The organism is Burkholderia sp. MSh2 (assembly GCF_000731655.1).
GTDB lineage: Bacteria > Pseudomonadota > Gammaproteobacteria > Burkholderiales > Burkholderiaceae > Burkholderia > Burkholderia paludis.
Genome location: NZ_JPGM01000016.1, coordinates 119,875 through 136,026 on the forward strand (window position 1 = coordinate 119,875; position 16,152 = coordinate 136,026).

Sequence of the window (16,152 nt, forward strand, 5' to 3'; positions counted from 1 at the left end):
TAACGCGTGCTACCGTCGAGGGTCACATACGGCGCTTGGCGACGGTATTTTCCGCAAAACTACAGCCTGGCTGGCGGCTGCACACTGACGCCAGGCCGATGGAGAAATCCTCGCTGTCATTGCACCTCTTTGTGAAAACCGAGTTCACTGATTTTCTGAACTGTGACCTCATCGGCATTGCACTCGTGGCCCCAGACAGCCGTGAATTCCATGACGAGCGGTAGACTTTCCATCAGGAAAGCTGCAGCGAATTTGTACGGGCGGCGATCCTGCTTCAGTTTGGAGAATTCCTGTGCCGGGTGCTTGCACGCGAGGAATTGCGTACCGCATTGCTGTCCTGTAGATCCTCCGCATTTCGCGCGACAGGGCTGATCACATCGCGGACCGGCCCCTGCCATATGTCGTACCTTAATCCGCGCCTGAGGGAACTGGGCGCGGACGAACAGTCCTTGTGCAGCTTTCGATCAGAAGCGATAGCCAAGCGACGCAAAGGTCATGATTGGATTGATCTTCAATCGTGTCGTGCTCGTAACGGTCCCGACAGGCGAGTGCGTCGTGATCGTCGCCTTCGTGGATAACCACGCGTACGCAAACGAAGCACCGATGGACCAGTGAGTATCGATGTTGTAGGTCAGGCCTACGTTGAGAATCGGGGCAAAGGACTTGCTCAGTGATACCGATGTAGGCCCTTCGAGGCGCGTGCCGAAGGTGGGCGAGTACAGGAGCTTGCCCGAAGCAACCGGATTGCTCAGGTCAATGCCATTGAACCAGACATAAGAAATCCCCGCGCCCACATACGGCCGTAAACGTGCCGACGGCTCGCCGAAATGGTACTGCGCGATGATCGCCGGGCTCCAGGCTCGCGCCGTTCCCAACTCCCCCAGCCCCGCAAGCGTCCCCGTACCGGTGAGACGGAGCTTCGGCGGAACGCCCAGTATCGTCTCCAACGCAATATGGTCGGTCACGAAGTAGGTCGCCGTAAGTGCAACCGTATCGGCATCCGAGATGCTCGCTCCGCTTCCGGCCATCGTGTTCGACCGGCCGAGGGCATTGACCGTCAACGGTTCGCTGGAATCCTGAGGCGCCATGTGCAACCACCCCGCGTTTATCATCAGTTGTCCCGAAGATTGTGCATAAACGGACGAAACGACTGACATCGACAAGAGTATTGCCGCGCTCGCATGCTTCATATGGCCTCCAGAGGTTGTTATAAAGGTATTTCCAGTGATGCAGGATTCGTCATTCGGGACCTGGCGGGGAGTCCGCCAGGTCCCGAATATTCCGTCGCAAGACACATCGGAATATCGGTCAACGATTTCTAAGCCAGCTGATCACGCGCACGCTCGTCACGGCAGCAACCCGCTTCAGGGACGTCAACGGATCGGTACGATTCGTGGGCGCGCTCACGTGCAAGCCCCCCAGGCGGGGAAACAGCCGTTGAGCATTACCCGATTCGATCAGCGCGCGTGCATCGGCACCCCAAACATTCGAATGCTCCAGCGTGTCGCATTGCATGGCTGTCACCGGTGCAGGCGCGAACGGGAAATCGCTGCCGAACAGCACCTGGGACGGATCGACCAGTTCGCGCAGCGCCGCTTGTGGAAAGTCGGCCGGAGAGAGCGCAGTGTCGAAGTGGAATCTCCGGATATAGGTCAGCATGCCTGCCGGCATGCTCGATACGAACTCGGGAAGAAGATTGGCGAGCGACAGACGCCACGCGACATACGGAACGAAGCCGCCCGCATGCGGCAGAATCCAGCGGATATCGGGATAGCGCTCCATCGTGCCGGTCAGGACGAGGTTCAACGCCGCACGCGTCGTATCGCACATAAACTCGATCAGAAAGCCCGGGGCGATCAACCCGATCTCTTCGCTTGACCGATGCAGGTTCGGATGCACGAATACAACCGCCTGCCGCCTGTCCAGCTCGGCCATCAGCTCGTCGAATTCCGGCGAACCCAGAAAGCGCCCCTCGGTACTCCCTAGCAGGACGATGCCGTCTGCCCCGAGCACATCAAGAGCATGAATCGCCTCGCTGCATGCCCGATCGGTAAACGGCATGGGCAAGACCGCAAATGACCCAAAACGATCGGGATGTCGTTGACGCAGTTCGGCCGCGTACTCGTTGCATTCTCGGGCAAGCGAACACGCTTCATCGAGATTACCGAAATACACGCCCGGCGCCGAGATCGACAGCAACGCGACTTGAATGGCATGGGCGTCCATCACCGCCAGCGATTCCTTCTCGGTCCAGGCGGGGAGATCGGCACCCGCAACCTTTGCCAGGCCTCGCCTGGACATGGCGGCCCGATATACGGGTGGAACAAAGTGATGATGAACGTCGATACGGCCCACCCTATTCTCCAATTAAAAATAATATATAGTCCGAACCAAATAAAAGCATGCCGCCCGCTTCGTCGAGCGGAGTGAACACCTGCGCCCTAGATCGAGGAAGCCGACGCGCCGCGTACAGTCCCGGACGCGCTCGCGAGGTCCAGGGCAACGTCGACGATCATGTCCTCCTGTCCACCGACCATGCCGCGCCGACCCAGCTCCACGAGAATTTCCATGGTCTTGAGCCCGTACTTCGCGGCGGCCCGCTCCGCGTGACGCAGGAAGCTCGAATACACGCCGGCGTAACCCAATGCAAGGGTCTCGCGATCGACCCGCACCGGGCGATCCTGGAGCGGGCGTACGATGTCGTCGGCCGCGTCCATCAGGCGGTAAAGGTCGGTACCATGCCGCCAGCCAAGGCGATCGGCTGCCGCGACGAACACCTCGAGCGGTGCGTTGCCGGCGCCTGCTCCCATGCCTGCAAGACTGGCGTCGATCCGGTCGCAGCCCTCTTCAACCGCGACGATCGAATTCGCGACACCCAGACTCAAGTTGTGATGCGCATGGATCCCCGTCCGGGTTTCGGGCTTCAGCGTGTCCTTGAATGCACGCATCCGGTCGCGGATGTCGTTCATGTTCATCGCGCCGCCCGAATCCACCACGTAGCAGCAGGTAGCGCCGTAGCGCTCCATCAACCTTGCCTGCTCCGCCAGCGCTCGAGGCGTCTGCATGTGGCTCATCATCAGGAAACCCACTGCGTCCATCCCGAGTTCCCGCGCGTACTCGATATGCTGGCGTGAAATATCGGCTTCGGTACAGTGGGTCGCAACGCGAACGATCCGCGCACCGGCGTCGTATGCGGCCCTCAGATCATGGACGGTGCCGATCCCGGGCAGCAGTAGCGTCGCGACCTTCGCGTGCGTGACGACACCAGCCACGGCCTCGATCCACTCGACGTCCGTATGCGCGCCGAATCCGTAATTGAAGCTGCTGCCTTGCAACCCGTCGCCATGCGCGACTTCGATCGAATCGACCCCGGCCGCATCGAGTGCCGCGGCGATCTCTCGCACTTGCGCGAGGCTGTACTGATGGCGGATGGCATGACTACCGTCGCGCAGCGTCACGTCGGAGATATGGAGCTTCTTGTCCATCGGAAAGGCACTCACTGTTGATTGGCTCCGAGGCGGGCCGCGATCCGTTCTGCCGCGGCCGTGGCTGCGCTCGTCATGATGTCGAGGTTGCCTGCATAAGACGGCAAGTAGTGCGCAGCCCCTTCGACTTCCAGAAGGATCGAGGTCTTGAGGCCGACCATTCGCTCGCCGACGCCCGGGATCCGGATCGGCCGCTCGGCCTCGATGCGATCGAACTGGACACGCTGTTTCAGTCGATACCCAGGCACATACGACTGAACGGCTTCCACCATCCCGGCGACCGATGCCTCGATTTCGCGCTCATCGGCGAAGTCGCTCAGCGTGTACACCGTATCGCGCATCATCAGCGGGGGCTCGGCGGGATTGAGCACGATGATCGCCTTCCCCTTCACGGCGCCGCCGACCTCTTCGATCGCCCGTGATGTCGTCTCGGTGAATTCGTCGATGCTGGCGCGCGTGCCTGGCCCGGCACTCCGGCTCGAGATGGACGCGACAATCTCGCCGTAGTGCACTTTCGCGACCCGCGATACCGCGGCGATCATCGGAATCGTGGCCTGCCCGCCGCACGTCACCATGTTGACGTTCAGTGCGTCGAGATGATGCTCCCCGTTCACCACCGGGATGCAATACGGCCCGATCGCGGCCGGCGTCAGGTCCACGACGCGAATGCCGGGCTTGACGGTGCGCAGGAACGCATCGTTCCGCGTATGCGCCGTGGCCGACGTCGCATCGAACACGATGTCGATCTCGTCGAACACGGGCATGCGTGCCAGTCCTTCGACACCTTCGTGCGTCGTCGCAACGCCCAGGCGCGCCGCGCGCTGCAGCCCGTCCGACGCCGCGTCGATCCCTGCCACGACGCCCATCTCGAGATGCTCGCCGTGACGCAGGATCTTGATCATCAGGTCGGTGCCGATATTCCCGCTGCCGATAATCGCGACTTTCCGTTTCTTGCTCATCGAGCTTGCCCTTGTCCGATACGGCAGCTGACGCTGCCGAGTGCACCGATCTGCGCGTGAATCGTGTCTCCGGCGCCAACCGGCACCATCGGACCCAGTGCACCCGACAGGATCACGTCGCCCTCACGCAAAATCTGCCCGTGCCGCGCCATCATGCGGGCCAGCCAGTACACGGCCCGCAACGGATGGCCGAGGCACGCGGCACCCGTTCCGGTCGACACGGTCTTTCCGTCGCGCATCATCGACATGCCCAGATCCCCGATGGAAATGCCACCGAGCGACACCGGTTGATCGCCGAGCACGTAGAGGCCGCAGGATGCGTTGTCGGCAACCGTATCCTCGAGCGCGATGCGCCAGTCCGAGATCGCGCTGTCGACGATCTCGAGTGCCGGCAGCGCATAGTCGAGCGCCGACAGTACCTGTCCATAGCTCGGTGCTTCATCGGCCATGTCGCGCCCGACGACGAACGCCACTTCCGCCTCGATCTTCGGCTGCATCAGGCGACTCAGCGGCACTTCGTCGCCATCGAGGTATTCCATGTCGTCGAACAGCACGCCGAAATCGGGCTGATCGACTCGCAACTGCTGCTGGACGGCAACCGACGTCAGGCCGATCTTCTTGCCGACGATGCGTCGTCCGTCGGCGATCCGAGCCGCGGTGTTGAGTGCCGAGACGGCATACGCCGCATCGAGACCGGCAATGCCGAACCGCGTGGCGATCGGGTCGACCGGTGTGCGTGATTCACGCGCGTCGCGCAAAACTTTCGCAGCCGCCTGAACGGCTGCCTGGTCGAATGAATGAGACATGGCGGAGGAATTTGACATCGTGGATCAGGCCGCTTGCGCGACGGCCGGCGCGGTCTTTGACATGCGGGCGAATCCGTCGCCTGCGTCGGCCCTGAATCCGAGCCGCTCCCGTAGCTGGCGAATGGTCCCGTCGAGCTCGCTGACGGAAACGACGGCAAAGGCAAAGCGGTCGGGTCTCAATACCGCAACGGCCTGCGTCTTGAACCCCGCCTTGTTGAACCACGCGATCATCTCGCCATCGATATCCTCGACTTCGGCCACCTCGATCGCATTGTCCCGATTGACGCCTTCGAGCCCTTGCGGGCGGCCACCGTACGCGTACATCGTCACGCTGCGCACCGACAATGCGCCGAGCGTTGCCCGTGACACATCGTCCATGCAGCGAGAGGGATCGACGTTCAATCCGATCAGCGAAAAACCGTGGCCGAGCAGGTCGTCCAGCTTCTTCCTGTCACCGTTGAAAAGGCGCACCTCGGGTTGTGGAATCAACGCGCCCTCCGGACCGCGTCGGCGACGGCGCGGCAAACCCAGGTACGCATTCTTGCGATAGATGGGCATCGGCTTGAATCCGCCTCCCTCAAGCCAGCGCCTAAGCGGCGGTATGGCCCGGATAATGCCCAGGGACGTGTCCCGCACCAGCGTGGCGGACAGACTGCGTGCCGATACGACGTTCTTGAGCAGGACAGACGTGTCGATCATCGCCTTCGCGTGCGCATGCCGTTCCGACTGGTATGTGTCCAGCAGCGCGTCGGCCGCGAGGCCGCGCAAGACGAGATCGAGCTTCCAGCCGAGGTTGTACGCGTCGCGCACGCCGGAACTCGCGCCCTGCCCCATGAACTGCGGCGTCATGTGAGCCGCGTCGCCGCCGAGCAGCACGCGTCCGACCCGCCACTGCGACGCGATCAGTGCGTTGAACGTATAGACGAGCTTGCGCTTGATCACGAACTGATCGGGATCGACGAACAGCGACAGATATTGCCGGACCGTCTCCGGCCGCTCCATGTTTTCCTTCGTTTCGCCCGGCATCAACATGAATTCGAACCGGTGGAATTTTCCGGGCTGAACGCAACTCACGACCGGCAACTTTGGGTCGACGACGAAGTTGAAGTACGGCAGATGACGCAATGCGTCGGTTCCGGGCCTGCGTTCGAGGTCCACGACGAGCCACGGCTCAGGGAAGCTCTTGCCGGACATCTCGATCCCGAGCTTCGTGCGAACGATGCTCCGGCCGCCGTCGGCGCCGACCATGTAGCGCGCCCGCAGTGTTCTGACATCGGGATCGCCTTCCATGTGCACGCGCGCATCGTGACTGTCGCTGAACCGCGCTTCGCGCGTCGCCTGATGCGTGACGCTCACGCCGTCTGCGTCCTGGGCGAAGTCGACGACTTCGCGGCCCCGCCGCACGTCGACGTTCGGATAACGTGCGAGCGTCTCGGCCAGCGTCGTTTCCAGGTACGGCTGGTAAAAGAAGTTGATCACCGGCCAGCCGAACGGACGCTTGCGCGGCATGTATTGGGTAATCGGCGTGCCGTCGCGCCGAACGAGCTGAACGGGCGTTTCCATCATCATCCGCGACTGGATTTCGTCGGCCACGTCGAGATGCTGGAAAATCCGCATGCACTCGTCGTCGGTGTATACCGCTCGCGCGTTACCGTAGAACACGGGTTCGCGCTCCAGCACGACGACCTGGTGGCCAGCCTGGCCGAGCATGTGCGCGAGAATGAGGCCAGTCGGCCCCAATCCGACGATCGCGACATCGCACCCATCATTCGGATGTGCTCCGTTCATGACCGTTCTCCTTGTAGAAAAAATTCCGGACGCGTCAGCGATGCAAGCGCGCGGCGAGCGCGCCCCAACCTCACGCCAAGGCTCATGTTTTCGGGACGATGGCCCCATAGACTGATGCCTCGATAAATCGCCGGACGCCACGTTTGTTCGTCGACCACAATCGGGTTCCAGCCGAGCTCGATCTCGAAGCCCGACGGCGTCTGAACGTAGAAAGAGAGTTCACGATCATTGGGATGCTGGCCGATTGCATTCGCGATCGGATAGCCCATCGCCCGGCACCTGAGGTACGCCTGCGTCACATCGTCGAGCGATGCGCATTGAAGATTCATGTGATGGATCTGCGTGCGCAGGGGATTCAGGCGAATACCACGTGTCGATGCAGTGGCGAACGAATGATGTCGTTCGTTGAATCTGAGGAACGCGAAATCGAGATTCAGGCCTTGCATCCTGTCTTCGATTTCGTCGGAAAGGCGCGCATCGAACACATCTTTCCAGAACTGCTGCATCACCTCCGGTTGCCGGGTCGTGACGGCGACATGCCCCATCCCCGACGCGCCTGTCACAAAGCCCGTCGCACTCATGCGCAACGGAAGATCGCTGATGACCGGCTCCGTGAACAATTCCGTGCGCAGCTTCTTCGGCCCGGCAAAAAACCAGAATCGCCTCACTCCGCGCATGGCAGCTTCTTCCCTGCTCCCCTCCTCCACACGAACCCCGAGCGCGGAGATTCGCGCGACGGCAAGTTCGAGCGCATCTTGGTCATCAAGCTGCCATCCGATTGCAATGACATCCTCGGCCGTGCCGTCACGGATGATCAAACGCCGATCGTGCGAGTCGATGCGGCATGCGACCACGCCGGGACTGGAGGTATCCACGTGAAGCCCCAAGCCTTCCGACGCGAATTTCGTCCATTCGCGAAGCCGGGACGATTCGGCCAGCAGATAGCCCATCCGGACACGACCGAACAGGCTGCCTGGTGAGGACCGCGGGCTGACGATAGTCGGCATGACATCTCCCTCGATCAACGGGCAGCGACGACGCGCGCTTTCGCATCGCTCTGCGCAAGGAATGCCAGTACGGCGGCGTTGAATTCGCTCGACCGCTCCCACTGGACCCAGTGTCCGGTATTGCTGAACAGGTAGACGTCACAGTTCGGCATGCGTTTCTGGAGCGCATACGCGCCGCTGGCTCGGTTGACCTTGTCATCCACGCCCCACAACACGAGCGTCGGATTGCGCACGGATGCCAGTCGCGCATCCCGCGTGAAGTCGATATGGCTGAACTTCGGAATGCCCTTGGGGCCCAGCAATGGCGGGCTCGCGACAACGGCGGGGTCGATGCTGGCCCGAAAGCGCTCCTCGATCATCGATTGCGGCACGAGACTGCCATCGAAAACGAGATCGCCGCGAATGAACGTCGTGAGCTTCCCGAGGCTCGGGCCATTGCCCTTGTAATAGTTCAGCAAACGCTTGAGGCCCGGCGTGGGAACCTGACGCGTCGTATTCACTCCGCCGGGGCCCATCAACACGAGTCGGCCCACCGCTTGAGGGCACTCCAGCGCCATGCGAAGTGCACAGGCCCCGCCGAGAGAATTCCCGATCGCGTGCGCATTCGGGATACCGAGCGCGTCCAGCATGCCGAGCATGCCTTCCGCGAGATCTCCAAATGGATCGTTGCGGTCGACGCCTTTCGTGGACCGACCGAACCCGGGCATGTCGGGCACCAGCACCCGAAAATGCTGCGCGAGCGCCTCGATGTTCCGCGCGTAGTTCGACAGGCCCGATGCGCCCGGCCCACCGCCATGCAGCATCAGTAAGGCGGGCCCATCGCCTGCTTCCGATAGAAAAATTTGCCGCGTGCCGACCGTGACGGTGCGTTGGCGCATTGCGTGCGTGATGGCGGGGGTGTCCATGGCGTCGACTGCTCCTGATTTCGCGAGGTGTGAATTATTCTACTGAGACAAATGTCATTATGACAATACTCTCGTTTTTACCTAGCGCGTGGTCGGACGTCCGTCAGCCGCACCGTATAATCGATACATGAGTGAATCCACGACCATTGATCATCGGACTCGTGTTGCTGCGCAGCGCCGCGAACGGATGCGCGCGCGGCTGATCGAAAGCGCGATGCTCGTTTTTGCCGAGAAAGGGATTGGCGCCAGTGTCATCCAGGACGTCATTGCGGCAGCCGATGTGTCGCAAGGCACCTTCTACAACTACTTCCGGACGAATGAAGAACTGCTCGAGGCAGTGACGCAGGAGCTCAACGACGAGTTGCTTCGCTTGATCGAAGCGGTCGTGGGCGTGTACGACGATCCAGCCCGAAGAATTGCGTGCGGCGTCCGGATGTTTCTGTATGCCGCACGCGCCTATCCGCTGCTTGCCCGCTTCATTTCAGCAGCTGGCGTCCATGCCGTCGGCCCGAGCAGCCTGATCTACGTGTACCTGCCGGTCCACATCCATCAAGGCCTGGCGACCGGCCGATTTCAGGGTGTGACGGTCGATCTGGCGCTCGACATGATTGCAGGAACCGCCCTCACGACGATTCATCGATTCAGCGAAAACGGTGAGGTGGCCGAATCGCCCGAACAGATCGTTGCCGCGATTCTGCGCGGCCTGGGTGTCGACGGAGAGGAAGCGCAGAGACTCGTGCTGGACCAACTGACGCTGGTCACGCCGCCTGAAACGTCACTGCTGGAGCGGGGACGTGTGCGTGCGGCGAAGACACCCGCCCCCCGGTCATGATCGACCGCCTCGCGGCACGCCATCAGGCGGAACCGCCGATCGAGGCGACTCAACCCGGCCATCCATGCGCCATCATTCGCGGGCGCCTATTGCTTCACGTAGCAGTAGCCCCCGCGTTCTTTCGGACGAATCCACCAACCCGTAGTACGCAGCCTGAATCGAACCGGGAGCGATTGGACCTGCTGCAAACGACGACAGGCAACCCGGATGAGCTGCGTCAATCGTCCATCCCAGCGTGGGCCCACGATCCGGAATGGCAAGCAATCGCGGGACGCCGGCGAAGCATCGGACAACCAGAACCGGCACGCGATCAACATGGCGTCACCGCCCGCGAGCCGTCATCGCTTCGATTCACCTCGCCTCGGTGCACCTATGCCCCCCCTTCGTCGATGTCGTCGATGGACATCGAAAGCGGTTTGTCGGTGCACTCCTTGCACACGCCGGAGAATGATTTGACGGTCCTGCCGGCGTCCTTAGACTGGTGTGGAAGATCCGCCGAGCGCGCGAAGACCTCGCGTCGCATAGCACAACCAGGAGAGGCAACATGCCCAGGAAAATCGATACGCACCATCACATCGTGCCGCCATCCTATGCAGCGTGGCTGGAAAGTCGCGGCATAACAGCGGGAGGTCTCGCGATCCCGCACTGGAGCGAAGAAGGAGCCCTCGAGCTCATGGACGCAGAGGGGACGGCCACGGGCATTTTCTCCGTATCGACGCCGGGGGTTCATCTGGGCGACGACATCGAGGCGCGCGAGAAGGCGCGGGAGGTCAACGAATTCGCGGCCGGCGTTGTCTCACGATACCCCGGCCGCTTCGGATTCTTCGCGACGCTGACGCTACCGGATGTCGAGGGCGCAATCGCGGAGACGACCTATGCGATGGATACGCTCCGTGCGGACGGCGTGGTGCTGATCGGTAACGTACGAGGCACGTACCTGGGTGATGAATCCTGGGCACCGCTGTTCGATGAGTTGAACCACCGTCAGGCAGTCGTCTTCATTCACCCCGGCGACCTGCCCTGTGAGCCGGTGCCCGGGATTCCCCCGTATGCGGCAGACTTTCTGCTCGACACGACTCGCGCGGCGATCAACATTGCGAAAGCCGGTTGGCTCGAGCGCTTTCCTGACGTGAAATTCATACTGTCGCACGCAGGCGGGTTTGTCCCCTACGCAGCACAGCGAATTGCGCGCGTCGTGTCACCCGACGACAGCAACGAGGCCGGCCTGGCGCGTCTCAGGCGCTTTTACTTCGACACGGCGCTCTCGAGCAGCCCTTACGCATTGCCGGCGTTGCTTGCCTTCGCCGATCCGTCCCGGATCACGTTCGGAAGCGACTGGCCGTATGCCAGCAAGGACCGGTCAGTCGATTTCACCCGGATGCTCGAAGCATTTGCGCTGACGGAAGCGCAGCAACACGCAATTTATCGCGGTAACGCGGAACGTCTGTTCCCGCGACTGGCGGCGGGGTAAGAAGAAGTTTGGGGCAACGGATGCCGGCGCCCCTTTTTTCTCGTGCGCTTCCACGTTGGGTCAACAGCGGGTTCTTCCCTCCGCCGCCCCTGCCATTCAGGTGTCTGCGCTCACGAACTTGCCCTTCGGCCGATCCGATCGCAACGTGCGATATTTGCCGAGCGAAACGAGCAGCACGCTGGCGATGACCAGCACGATCGGAGCGAGCCGGAGCGGTAACGCGTAGTTGCGATACAGGTCGAAATAGCGTCCCGCCACGAGGGGGCCCACGACTGCGCCGACACCATAGCCCGCGAACGCGATCCCGTAGTGGAGACCGAAACGCCTCAACCCCAGATAGGCACGGACGAGATAGGAAAGCAGATCACCTTCCACCCCTATCGCGACGCCGATGCAGGCGCACGCGAGCAGCACGGATGGCAGGGACGCAGCGTTCATGAGCAGCAGGTACCCCAACGCGCCGGCAAGCAGGAAACCCGCGCCGACGAGCGGCGCATGAAGGTAATCGATCAGTACGCCGGAAATCAGGCGCCCGACGAGTATCCCGACGCCGACAAGCGACGCGCAGTTCGCCGCAGCCCCGGGTGACAGGCCGCGATCCGCTAGAAGCACCGGCAAATGCGGATTGAGCGAGAGTGTCGCACTCGAAGCGAGAAAGGCGACCACGACGATCGTGCCGAGTTTGACCGCCGGGAATGTCTGCTCTGCGCCGGTGATATCGGCAAGGCGATCGTCCGCTTGTGGCCGTCGCGCCACCTTTCGCTCCCGGATCAGCGCACAGGCAAGGAGCGAGCCCCCGAGCGACACGCACGCGATGATCTGGTAGGCGTGGCGCCAGTGGAATGCGGCGATGAGGTGCTGGGTGACCGTGGGCGCGGCGGCCGTGCCCACACCGAGTCCGACCATTGCGCAACCCGTCGCGAGCCCGAGACGCCGGTCGAACCACTGCGGAAGAATCGCAAGGTAACCGAGCACCGACGTTGCGGCTCCCGACACGCCGATCGCCAGCGATAGCGCAATCCACGCTCCAATGGCACCGCTCTGCAGCCCCATGCATGCCACGGCAAGACTGAAGGCGATTGCAGAAGCGAGAATCACGCGGCGCACGCCAAGGCGATCCATCAACATGCCGACGAACGGGCTCGCCACAGCGAGCCCGCCCATCGACGCCGCGTAGGACATGGCAGCCTGTTCCCGCGTCCAGTGAAATTCACGCAGCATGACGGGCGCGAATACGCCGGCAGTCGCATTGAATACCGGGGCATAACCCAGAGCCATGCCGATTGCTGCTCCTGCGACGATGGTGACGAGTTTCAGCTTGCTGGATCCACTGGCACCTGCGCCCTCCATGGGTGCTGCGCTCATGTCCGACTCCTTGTGACGCTCGATGGGGTTGCCGGCGCGCAGCCATTCGGCCGGTTGCGCCGTAAAACAGGCAAATGCGATCGCAAGCAGATGGCAATGGATTGTGCAGACGGTGGCAGCAACATCATGAGCGCCCGCCAGCAACAAGACCGTGCGATCTCTCGACGCCTGCTCATCCGCACCGAACGGAACGTACCCGTTCCGCGCCTCGGGCAACCCGGTAAAAGCGGCTTCTCCGAACGTGCTGCGGCCATCACTCCGCTTGCAGAAGAGGCGCGGCACCCGCGACGACCGCGAGTGCCTGCACGCTCAGCTTTGCAGAAAGTCGAGCACCATGCGATTGAATGCGTCCGCATGCTCCCACTGCGCCCAGTGCCCGCATCGCCCGAATACATGCAGTTGGGCATTCGGCATGCCCCACACGAGACGCAACCCCACATCCATCGGCACGAAACGATCGTCCCGCCCCCAGATCACGAGCGCGGGCGACTTGATCTCGTTCAACCGGTGACCATAGTCCGGAAACTGCTTCGGATTGGCCGCCAGACTTTTCACGAAGTTCTCGAGATGATCGCGCCGCGCAAGCATGTTATCGAGCCGCGTCTGCATCAGCTCTTCCGTCATCGTTCTCGCGTCGTAGACGAAGACGTTGAGCATTTTCTGAAGGTTCTCTAGCGTCGGCTCGCGATACAGTCCCTGCAGCAGCTTGATGCCTTCGGTCGGCATCGGCACGAACTGGCTCGGCCCACCCGTGCCCCCACCCATCAGCACCAGCTTGCCGACACGCTCCGGAAACGACAGCGCGAATGCCACTGCGCTATGTCCGCCCATCGAGTTGCCGACGAGATGCGCGCGTTCGATACCGAGCGTATCCAGCACGCCCTTCAGCACGCGCGCGTTGAGGTCGGAGCGCGAGCCGGTGCAGACGATCGAATCGCTCTTGCCCCAGCCGGGACAGTCGACAAGGATCACACGGTAGCCTGCGCGAGCGAACACGTCGACGTTGCGATAGAAATTGGCCCAGCCGCTCGCGCCCGGGCCGGAACCGTGCAGCAGCACCAGCGTTTCCGACCCTGCGCCGGTGTCGTTGTAGTGCACGCGCAGTTCCGTGCCGCCTTCCATCACGTTCACAAACTTGCTGGTCGCAGCCTCTGAATGAATCACGGTGTCAGTCATGTCGATGTCCTTCGTCAGATCGATTCGGTTCCAAGTGTGTGCGAGCCGTTGGCCGGCTCGCGCGGAGATTTCGCGACCACCGCGAGCGCGCCGAGCGCCGCGATCACGATGAGCGGAATGCTCGAGATCACGAGCATCGACGCGCTCTGGCCCAACGCCAGCAGTTGCCCGGCGATCAGCGGGCCGACCATCGAACCTACACGGCCGACGGCCACTGCAGCGCCGACGCCCGTGCCGCGCACGCGCGTCGGATACGTTGCACCTGCGAGCGCATACAGCACCGACTGCGCGCCGACGAGAAACAGTCCCGCCAGCAGGCCGCCCCAGGCCATCGACACGCTGCCCGTCGCGCCAGCGAGCGCCAATAACGCAATCGCGATGCCCGCATACATGCCTACCACGACCGGTCGCTTGCCCATGCGATCCATCAGCCCCGCGATCACAATCGCGCCGACGCCGCCGCCGATGTTGAACATCATCTGCACGACGCTTGCCTGTACCGGCGTGAGGCCGCGCGAGAGCACCATCGACGGCAACCAGTTCATCAGGAAATACAGCACAATCAGCGTTCCCAGGTAGCTGAGCCACAACGCGATGGTCGTCATCGCGCGCCGGTTACTGAAGAGCGCGCGCAGGATGCCTTCCGTCGACTCGCGGGTCGCACCTTGGCGTGCCGCAACGAAGTGCGTCGACTCCTTCAAGAAGAGCGCCAGCAGCGGCAAGGTCAGCAGCGGTCCGATTCCGCCAACATAGAAAATGTGCCGCCAGCCCTCGGCGCCCGGGCTGACGATGCCGATCACTGCCGCGAGCGCCGCGCCGAACGGCATCCCGCAGTACATCGCGCCGACCGCCGTGCTGCGTTGTCCGGGCGCCGCCGCTTCAGCGCACAGCGCGATCAGGTTCGGCATTGCGGCGCCGAGACCGAGGCCCGTGAGAAAGCGCGCGGCGAGCAGGCTTTGCAGATCCCACACCTGGGTCGTTGCAATCGAAAATATCCCGAACAACGCGACCGACATCATCAGCACGCGCTTGCGGCCGATGCGATCCGCGAGCCTGCCGCCCATCGCCGCGCCCGGCAACAGACCGAGCGCGCCAATGCCGAATGCCCAGCCGAGCTGCGCGACCGCGAGATGAAACTCGCGTGCCATGCGCGGCGCGGCGATACCGGTGGATTGCAAGTCGAGCCCTTCGAGGAGCGCGACCATGAGGCAGAGGCCGATGGTGATGGCGCCGCCGGCGCGCGGGGGAGAAGCCGTTGACGTTTTCATTGATGTCTCCAGGTTGGACGATGCAGCGCTCTTCATGGCGCGTGGCATGACGGATGGTTCAGGCGCGCGCTTCGCGCTTCTTCAGATCGAGCGCGACGTCAACGATCATGTCTTCCTGACCGCCCACCATGCGCCGCTTGCCCAGTTCCACGAGAATGTCGACGGCTTTCAGGCCATACTTCATCGCCGCGACTTCGGAATGCCGCAGGAAGCTCGAATACACGCCCGCATAGCCAAGCGCGAGCGTTTCGCGATCCACGCGCACCGGCCGGTCCTGCAACGGGCGCACGATATCGTCGGCCGCATCGAGCAGGCGATGGAGATCGGTGCCGTGATGCCAGCCAAGGCGCTCGGCCGCCGCGATGAACACTTCGAGCGGGGCATTGCCCGCGCCCGCCCCCATGCCCGCCAGGCTCGCATCGATGCGGTCGCAGCCCTCCTCGACCGCAACGATCGAGTTGGCAACGCCTAAGCTCAGGTTGTGATGGGCGTGCATGCCGGTTTGAGTCTCGGGGCGCAGCACCGCCTTGAGCGCCCTGAAGCGCGCACGGATGTCGCTCATGTTCATCGCGCCGCCGGAATCGACCACGTATACGCAGGTCGCGCCGTAGCTTTCCATCTTCTTCGCCTCGATCGCAAGGTTGTCGGGCGTGGTCATGTGGCTCATCATCAGAAAGCCGACGGTGTCCATGCCGAGGCTGCGCGCATACTCGATGTGCTGCTTCGAAATGTCCGCTTCCGTGCAATGGGTCGCGACACGTACGACGCGCGCGCCCGCGTCGTACGCGGCCTTCAGATCGTGAATCGTGCCGATGCCGGGCAACAGCAGCGTCGCGATTGTTGCGTGCTTCACCACGTCGGCGACCGCCTCGATCCATTCCAGGTCGCTGTGCGCGCCGAAGCCGTAGTTGAAGCTCGAACCCTGCAGGCCATCGCCATGCGCGACCTCGATGCTGTCGACCTTCGCCTCGTCCAGCGCACGGGCGATGTCCTGCACGTTCTGAATCGAATACTGATGATGGATCGCGTGCATGCCGTCGCGCAGCGTCACATCGGAGATATAGAGTTTCTTGTCCATGATCGGGTGCTC

The 16,152-nt window shown here is 62.5% G+C and carries 14 protein-coding genes; 2 read left to right on the top strand and 12 right to left on the bottom strand.

Translation table 11 applies throughout. The features are described from left to right. Nucleotides 1–464: 464 nt before the first annotated feature. The 8 genes from GQ57_RS12575 to GQ57_RS12610 form a co-directional block, all read right to left on the bottom strand. Complete coding sequence (locus GQ57_RS12575) at nucleotides 465–1,190, bottom strand: OmpW/AlkL family protein (protein WP_031400240.1); 726 nt, start codon at nucleotides 1,188–1,190, stop codon at nucleotides 465–467. A gap of 118 nt (nucleotides 1,191–1,308) precedes the next feature. Continuing rightward, nucleotides 1,309–2,355: an amidohydrolase family protein gene (locus GQ57_RS12580; protein WP_031400241.1), complete on the bottom strand. Its 1,047-nt coding sequence runs from the start codon at nucleotides 2,353–2,355 to the stop codon at nucleotides 1,309–1,311. Nucleotides 2,356–2,441: 86 nt separating this feature from the next. Then, nucleotides 2,442–3,485: a 4-hydroxy-2-oxovalerate aldolase gene (gene dmpG, locus GQ57_RS12585; RefSeq protein WP_031400242.1), complete on the bottom strand. Its 1,044-nt coding sequence runs from the start codon at nucleotides 3,483–3,485 to the stop codon at nucleotides 2,442–2,444. An 11-nt stretch (nucleotides 3,486–3,496) separates the two neighbouring features. After that, complete coding sequence (locus GQ57_RS12590) at nucleotides 3,497–4,444, bottom strand: acetaldehyde dehydrogenase (acetylating) (RefSeq protein ID WP_031400243.1); 948 nt, start codon at nucleotides 4,442–4,444, stop codon at nucleotides 3,497–3,499. Beyond that, nucleotides 4,441–5,250 (bottom strand): 2-keto-4-pentenoate hydratase, encoded by an 810-nt coding sequence (locus tag GQ57_RS12595; protein ID WP_031400244.1) that lies wholly within the window; start codon nucleotides 5,248–5,250, stop codon nucleotides 4,441–4,443. The genes GQ57_RS12590 and GQ57_RS12595 overlap by 4 nt, the downstream gene beginning before the upstream one ends. Before the next feature lie 24 nt (nucleotides 5,251–5,274). After that, a complete protein-coding gene (mhpA, locus tag GQ57_RS12600; RefSeq protein WP_235212715.1) occupies nucleotides 5,275–7,146 on the bottom strand; it encodes a bifunctional 3-(3-hydroxy-phenyl)propionate/3-hydroxycinnamic acid hydroxylase MhpA in 1,872 nt (623 codons plus the stop codon). After that, a complete protein-coding gene (locus GQ57_RS12605; RefSeq protein WP_031400246.1) occupies nucleotides 7,035–8,045 on the bottom strand; it encodes a VOC family protein in 1,011 nt (336 codons plus the stop codon). Before GQ57_RS12605 ends, mhpA begins: the two co-directional genes overlap by 112 nt. Nucleotides 8,046–8,059: 14 nt before the next feature. Continuing rightward, complete coding sequence (locus GQ57_RS12610; protein WP_031400247.1) at nucleotides 8,060–8,950, bottom strand: alpha/beta fold hydrolase; 891 nt, start codon at nucleotides 8,948–8,950, stop codon at nucleotides 8,060–8,062. 127 nt (nucleotides 8,951–9,077) lie between these two features. Between GQ57_RS12610 and GQ57_RS12615 the strand changes: the two genes are divergently transcribed. Then, the gene (locus GQ57_RS12615; protein ID WP_031400248.1) at nucleotides 9,078–9,782 is read left to right on the top strand and encodes a TetR/AcrR family transcriptional regulator; all 705 of its coding nucleotides are present in this window, start codon (nucleotides 9,078–9,080) and stop codon (nucleotides 9,780–9,782) included. A 544-nt stretch (nucleotides 9,783–10,326) separates the two neighbouring features. Then, entirely contained in the window at nucleotides 10,327–11,253 is a 927-nt protein-coding gene (locus tag GQ57_RS12620) for an amidohydrolase family protein (RefSeq protein WP_031400249.1), read from the top strand. Between the two features lie 96 nt (nucleotides 11,254–11,349). On the opposite strand, the gene GQ57_RS12625 is transcribed toward GQ57_RS12620, so the two are convergent. The 4 genes from GQ57_RS12625 to dmpG (GQ57_RS12640) are packed head-to-tail and all read right to left on the bottom strand — an operon-like array spanning nucleotide 11,350 to nucleotide 16,143. Next, nucleotides 11,350–12,900, bottom strand: a complete 1,551-nt coding sequence (locus tag GQ57_RS12625) for an MFS transporter (RefSeq protein ID WP_235215054.1) — start codon at nucleotides 12,898–12,900, stop codon at nucleotides 11,350–11,352. Between the two features lie 27 nt (nucleotides 12,901–12,927). After that, complete coding sequence (locus GQ57_RS12630; RefSeq protein ID WP_034198015.1) at nucleotides 12,928–13,794, bottom strand: alpha/beta fold hydrolase; 867 nt, start codon at nucleotides 13,792–13,794, stop codon at nucleotides 12,928–12,930. A gap of 14 nt (nucleotides 13,795–13,808) precedes the next feature. Continuing rightward, nucleotides 13,809–15,062: a 3-(3-hydroxy-phenyl)propionate transporter MhpT gene (gene mhpT / locus GQ57_RS12635; RefSeq protein ID WP_031400527.1), complete on the bottom strand. Its 1,254-nt coding sequence runs from the start codon at nucleotides 15,060–15,062 to the stop codon at nucleotides 13,809–13,811. A gap of 58 nt (nucleotides 15,063–15,120) precedes the next feature. Continuing rightward, on the bottom strand, nucleotides 15,121–16,143 hold the full coding sequence (gene dmpG, locus GQ57_RS12640; protein WP_326929153.1) for a 4-hydroxy-2-oxovalerate aldolase: 1,023 nt from the start codon (nucleotides 16,141–16,143) through the stop codon (nucleotides 15,121–15,123). Between the last annotated feature and the right edge of the window lie 9 nt (nucleotides 16,144–16,152).